The sequence below is a fragment of the Streptomyces sp. NPDC054932 genome (assembly GCF_053610205.1).
In genome coordinates this window covers 1-5,881 of the sequence record NZ_JBSGXU010000310.1, presented here as the reverse complement: position 1 = coordinate 5,881, position 5,881 = coordinate 1, and the positions used below count along the sequence as shown (strand labels likewise).

Genomic DNA, 5,881 nt, shown 5'->3' with positions numbered 1-5,881 from the left:
AGACTTCCTCCACACCTACAACCACCACCGCTGCCACACCGCACTCGCAGGCAAGCCACCCATCAGCCGCGTGAACAACGCTGCGGGTCAATACATCTAGGCCGTCTGCGCCACAGTGCGCCGGTGGGCGGGGATCGAGTGGTACGACGCCCCGAATATCGGGTATGTCGCTATTAATCCCTATCTCGTCCTCCTTTCGTCCCCGACGAACCGGACTGGGGTCGCAGCTGGCCCGGGAAGTGATCGGCGTGATCGACACAGACGGTGAGTGCGCCGAGTGGGCCTTCCCCGCCGAGCCCGGTGCCGTCCGCACCGCCCGCCACGCCGTGCGCGGCACCCTGCACGACTGGGGCCTGGAGGCCGTCGGCGATGTGACCGTCCTGCTGGTCAGCGAGCTCGTCACCAACTCCCTGCGGTACGCCTCCGGCCCCATCGGTGTGCGCCTGGAGCGGCGCAATCCAGCCGCAGGCAGCCCCGCGGGCGGCCCCGCCCTGCTGGTGGAGGTTTCGGATCCGCTTCCGGATCCGCCCCGCGAGCGGGTCGCCGATCACGACGACGAGGGGGGCCGCGGCCTGCACCTGGTCGCCGTCTCCTCGCAGCGCTGGGGGACCCGGCACGGGAAGTCGGGCAAGACAGTGTGGTTCGAGTTGGCTCTTCCTGGTGAGTAACAAGGTGAACGGTGGTGCGTGACCTTCCGGGCACACCTCTCGGCGACAGCCGGGGGAGGGGTCCGGCGGGGATCGCACGACATGGCTCGAAATCATCGAGACCGTGCTGTGATCGTGAACGCCGTGCCGTCCGGGGCCGTGGTGCTGAATACTTCGGTCATGGCCGGTCCGGTTGCGGTGAGCTGGAGGGGACGGTCGCGTGAGCGAAATACCTGCGCAGGCACATCAGACCGACGTGCCGCGAGAGACATGGCACGACGCCCTGTGGCACAGCAGTCCGCCTGGCTCGATATATGACTACATAAAGGTTGCCTCCTTCTCGATCGGGCCCGACGGGTTCATCGACCAATGGAGCCTGCGCGCCGAGGAACTGTTCGGGCTGACGGCCGCTCAGACCGTGGGCCGCGACCCGGTCGACGCCTTCATGCCGCCCGAGCTGCGTCCCGACGCCCACCGCAAGGTGGCCGAGATCCTCGACGGCAAGGAATGGACTGGCCTGATCCCCTTCCGGATCCCGGGCGGGAACGGCGCGCACGGCGTGGCCGAGATCTATGTGATGCCCACCCAGACCGAGACCGGCGAACGGGCCGCGCTGTGCGTCGTCGTCGACGTGCGCGCACTGCGCCGGATCGAATCCGACCTGGCGGCTTCACAGGCGATATTCGGCCAATCCCCCTTCGGCTTCCTGCTCTTCGGTACGGACCTCACCGTGCAGCGGGCCAACCGCCGGTTCGCCACCGTCTTCGGGGGCGCCGCCGAGGAGCACCGCGGCCGGACCGTGCACGACTATCTGCCGGCGCACGAGGCCGACCGGATGTCGGAGGCGCTGCGCCGGGTGCTGGACACCGGGGAGTCGGTGACCGATCTGCGGATCACCGGGGCCACCCCCGGCAGCCGGGAGAATCGCCACTGGTCCATCAACCTCTACCGGGTCCACGGCGGCAGCGGCCGTCCCATCGGCGTGGCCGGGATCGGCACCGACGTCACCCGACGCCACCTCGCCGCCCGCGAAGCCGCCGGGGTCCGGCGCAATCTGGCCCTCCTCAACGAGGCCGGGCACCGCATCGGAAACTCCCTCGACCTGGAGACCACCGCCCGCGAGCTCCTCGACGTCACCGTCCCGGGCTTCTGCGACCTGGCCGCCGTCGACCTCTACCAGGGCCTGCTGCTCGGCGACGACGACCGGCCCGCCCGGCCGCAGGGCCCGGGCGTGCCGAGCCTGCCCGGTCAGGGCCCGGCGCGGACGCCCTCGGCCGCCCTGCGCCGGGTGGCCTTCGCCTCCGCCGTCTCGGACGCCCCGCTGTCCGGTCCGGGCGCGCTGGTCTCCGTGGGCGACATCCACCGGTACCCGGCGGCGTCCCCGGGCGCGCTGGCCCTGCGCACGGCGCGACCGCGGCTGATCGAGGGCGGCGGACCGGAGGACCTCGTACAGTCCACGCTGGTCGTGCCGATGGTCGCCCACGACACGGTGGTCGGCCTCGCGCAGTTCTCCCGTACCAAGGGCAGCGAACCCTTCGGCGAGCGCGACCGGGCGGTGGCCGTGGAACTGGCCGCACGGGCCGCCGTCTGCATAGACAACGCACGGCTCTACCGGCGCGAGCACGAGCGGGCCCTGATCCTGCAACGCAGCCTGCTGCCCCCCGGCGACCCGGAGGCGGCCGGCCTGGACATCGCCTGCCGGTACCTTCCGGGCAACGCGGCCACCGAGGTCGGCGGGGACTGGTTCGACGTCATCGAGCTGCCCGGGCACCGCACGGCGCTGGTCGTCGGCGACGTCATGGGCCGGGGACTGCGGGCCGCCGTCGCCATGGGAGAACTGCGGACCGCCGTACGCACCCTCGCCCTGCTCGACCTCGAACCGGCGGAGGTGCTGACCGCCCTGGACGAGATCGCCCGGGGACTCGGCGCCCCCGGCGGCTCCCAGCAGGCATCCCGGGCGGCCCTGCACTCGCGGGACGCGGACCGCTCCGAGGTGTACCTCGCCACCTGCGTCTACGCGGTCTACGACCCGGTGACGCGGCGCTGCACGATCGCCAACGCGGGCCACATGCCGCCCGTGCTGGTCGAACCGCCGGACGAGGGCGGCGTCCCGCGACCCGCACTGCTCCTGGAGGTGCCGCCCGGCATGCCGCTGGGAGTGGGCGGCGAACCCTTCGAGGAGGTCGAGGTCGACCTGCCGGAGGGGGCCCTGCTGGCCCTCTACACGGACGGGCTGGTGGAGTCCCGCGACCATCCCCTGGAGGAGGGGCTGCGCGGGCTGCGCGAGGCACTGGCCGATCCGGTCCGCCCGCTGGAGGACGTCTGCGACCACGTGCTGAACACCCTCGACACCCGGCACGGCGAGGACGACATCGCGCTGCTCATGGCGCGGGTGCAGGGCCTGCCGCTGGACGCGGTCGGCGACTGGCAGCTGCCGCGCGAGGCCCGCTCGGTGGGCCGGGCCCGGGAACTGGCCCGGGCGAAGCTCCCCGCCTGGGGCCTGGAGGGTCTGCTCGACACGACCGAGCTGCTGGTCAGTGAACTGGTCACCAACGCCCTGCGGTACGGGGAGGGCGAGATCCGGCTGCGGTTGCTGCTGGACCGCACCCTGGTTTGCGAGGTCTGGGACGCGAACCTGGTCCAGCCGCGCCGCCGCCGCGCCCGCGACACGGACGAGGGCGGCCGCGGCCTCCAGCTGGTCGGCCTGCTGTCGGCGGGCTGGGGCACGCGCCGCACCCACCGCGGCAAGACGGTCTGGTTCGAGCTCCCGCTGCCCGGCGCGGCGTCGGAGGCCGTCACGGAACTGTCGGCGGAGCAGCTGCTGAGCATGTACGGCTGAGCGGGGGCGGGACTGCCGGCTCCTGACCGTGCCTCCTGACCGCTGACCGCTGACCGACCCCTGACCCCGGATGCGCCGGTCCGGGGTCGGCACGGTCAGGCGGCGCGGCCCTGCTTGAGCGCGGCCAGGCGGGCCTCGATCTCCGTCGTCCTGCTCAGGTCGTCCAGGGACTCGAACTGGGCGTCCAGGGAGGACGCGGCCAGTTCCTGCTTGCCGAGCGCCAGCGCCTCCTCCCGGCGCACCTTCTCCTCGAAGCGGTTCAGGTCGCTGGTCGGGTCCAGCACGTCGATGTTCTTCACCGCGTCCATCATCGTGTTCTGCGCCTCGGCGGTCTTCGCCCGGGCCACCAGCTCGTCGCGCTTCGACTGGAGCTCCCTCAGCTTGTTCCGCATCGAGTCCAGGCCCGACTTGAGCTTGTCGACGACCTGCGTCTGGGCGGCGATCGTCGGCGCCGCCACGGCCGCCTCCTTCTCGGACTGGATCTGCCGGCCCAGCGCCACCTTCGCGAGGTTGTCGAACTTGTCGGCGCTCGCGGCGTCCGTCCCCGCCGCCCGCAGCTCGTCCGCCTTCCTGCTCGCCGCGAGGGCCTTGCCTCCCCACTCGGCGGCCGCCTCCACGTCCTCCTTGTGGTCCGCCTCCAGCATCCGCAGGTTGCCGATCGTCGTCGCGACGGCCTGCTCGGCCTCCGAGATGTTGTTCGTGTAGTCGCGGATCAGCTGGTCCAGCATCTTCTGCGGGTCCTCCGCCTGGTCCAGCAGTGCGTTGATGTTGGCCTTGGCGAGCTGGGTGACGCGGCCGAGGATGGTCTGCTTGCTCATGGTGGGTCTCTCCTGGTGGGGATGCGCTGTCCGTAGCCGTAGCCGTAGCCGTAGCCGATGTCCTTGCCGTCGCGCGTTCAGAAGCGGCCGCCACCGCCCATGCGGCCGCGGGTTCCGCCGCCGCCGAAGGAGCCGGGGCCGCTGCCGCCCCCACCGCCCCCGAAACCGCCGCCGAAGCCCCCGCCGCCGAAACCGCCACCGCCCAGGCCGCCCCGCAGGATCTCGCCGAGGATGATCCCGCCCAGCACGGCTCCGCCCTGGCCGCCGCCGGCCCGCCGGCCCGCGTACGGGTCCTGGTACGCCCGTACGTCCTGCTCCGCCAGCTGCTGCGCCTGCCGCGCCAGCCCGTCCGCCCGCTGGGCCTCCGCCAGCGCCCCCGCCGGGTCGGCCGCCGCCACGGACACCGCCCGCTCCAGGTGCCGGCCCGCCTCCGCCAGCCGGGTACGGGCCTGGCTGCCCACCGCCCCCCGGGTGGTGGTGATGTAGTCCGTCGCCGCGCCGATCGCGCTGCGCGCCGAGAGCAGGGCCTGGTCGAGCAGGGCCGCCGCCCGCTGCCGGCCCGACTCCCGCTCCCGCGCCCCGGTCAGGGCCTCGTCGAGGGCCGCGTCGGCCTCCTCGACACGGCGCAGCGCATCGATCGGGTCGTACCGGCCGGCCGCCTCCTCCTGCCGTACGTCGGCCAGTACGGCCTCGGCCCGGCCGATCCGCCCGCGCAGGTCCGCCGTCGACGTGCCCTCCGCGGTGCCGGTGAGCAGCCCGCGGGCGTCCGCGAGGTCGGTGTCCGTCTCGGTCAGCGCCCCCGGAAGCTTCCCGGCCGCCTCCGCCAGCTCCTGCGCCCGCCGCTCGACCGCGTCGACCAGGGTCGCCGCCTGGTCCACCGCGCTCTCGGCGGCCCGTACGTGCACGGCCGCCGTGCCGTTCTCGCCCGCTTCGAGGGCCGCACGTGCCTGGCCCAGGCTGGTCGTCGCGAACAGCAGCCGGTCCTCGGCCTGTTCGGGGTTGGAGGCGACGGGCGCGGACGCGGAGTCCGCGTACCGCCGGGTCAGCGCGGTCAGCGTCGCCTCGGCGGTGGCGGTGCGCCCGGTGAGGGCCCGGAAGTGCTCCTCCACGGTCGCGAGGGCCTGCGGGGCGTTCTTCTCCAGGTCCCGCAGCCGGTCGAAGTCCGCCGCCTCGGCGTCGAGCCGCCGGTTCGCCTCCGTGCAGCGGGCGACGATCTCGTCCAGCATCCGGCGCCGGGTCGCGTCGTCCTCCGGGTAGGCGTCGTCGAGCTGCTGGCGCAGCCGGAAGGCGTGCGTCAGCTCGTCCTTGGCGTACTCGACGGCCGCGGTGAAGGGGCGGGCCGCCTCCTCGCCGAACTGGGCGGAGGCGAAGCCGAGTTCCTCCGTGCTGGTGCGGACCGCGTCGTCGGTCTCCACCAGCAGGGCCTTGGTCCTGCTGTCCAGCTCCGGCAGGGGGAGCCGGTCCGGCGCCCCCTCGGGCCAGCCCGGCCCGGTCGTCGTACCGCGCCCGCCCACGGCGGCGTCCTTGCGCTTGCGGCGGGTGTACGTGTACGCCGCGAGCGCCCCGGCCGCGCCGAC

At 73.4% G+C, this 5,881-nt stretch carries 4 protein-coding genes and 1 pseudogene; 3 read left to right on the top strand and 2 right to left on the bottom strand.

Translation table 11 applies throughout. The annotated features are described in order from the left end of the window. From ACWGE1_RS39600 to ACWGE1_RS39590, 3 genes and pseudogenes are all read left to right on the top strand, one after another. A pseudogene (locus tag ACWGE1_RS39600) lies at positions 1-100 on the top strand (IS481 family transposase); the annotation flags it as partial. A 139-nt stretch (positions 101-239) separates the two neighbouring features. Continuing rightward, positions 240-668, top strand: a complete 429-nt coding sequence (locus tag ACWGE1_RS39595; RefSeq protein WP_266604541.1) for an ATP-binding protein — start codon at positions 240-242, stop codon at positions 666-668. Positions 669-876: 208 nt separating this feature from the next. After that, positions 877-3,486 (top strand): SpoIIE family protein phosphatase, encoded by a 2,610-nt coding sequence (locus ACWGE1_RS39590; protein WP_453425317.1) that lies wholly within the window; start codon positions 877-879, stop codon positions 3,484-3,486. Positions 3,487-3,581: 95 nt separating this feature from the next. On the opposite strand, the gene ACWGE1_RS39585 is transcribed toward ACWGE1_RS39590, so the two are convergent. Together ACWGE1_RS39585 and ACWGE1_RS39580 are read right to left on the bottom strand one after the other, a co-directional pair. After that, entirely contained in the window at positions 3,582-4,304 is a 723-nt protein-coding gene (locus tag ACWGE1_RS39585) for a PspA/IM30 family protein (protein ID WP_453425316.1), read from the bottom strand. 77 nt (positions 4,305-4,381) lie between these two features. After that, positions 4,382-5,881: TPM domain-containing protein (locus ACWGE1_RS39580; protein ID WP_453425315.1), on the bottom strand; the 1,500-nt coding region annotated here is incomplete at its 5' end.

Coding starts and splice junctions, on each gene's coding strand:
- ACWGE1_RS39585 (WP_453425316.1), bottom strand. CDS start 4,304: ATGAGCAAGCAGACCATCCTCGGCCGCGTCACCCAGCTCGCCAAGGCC.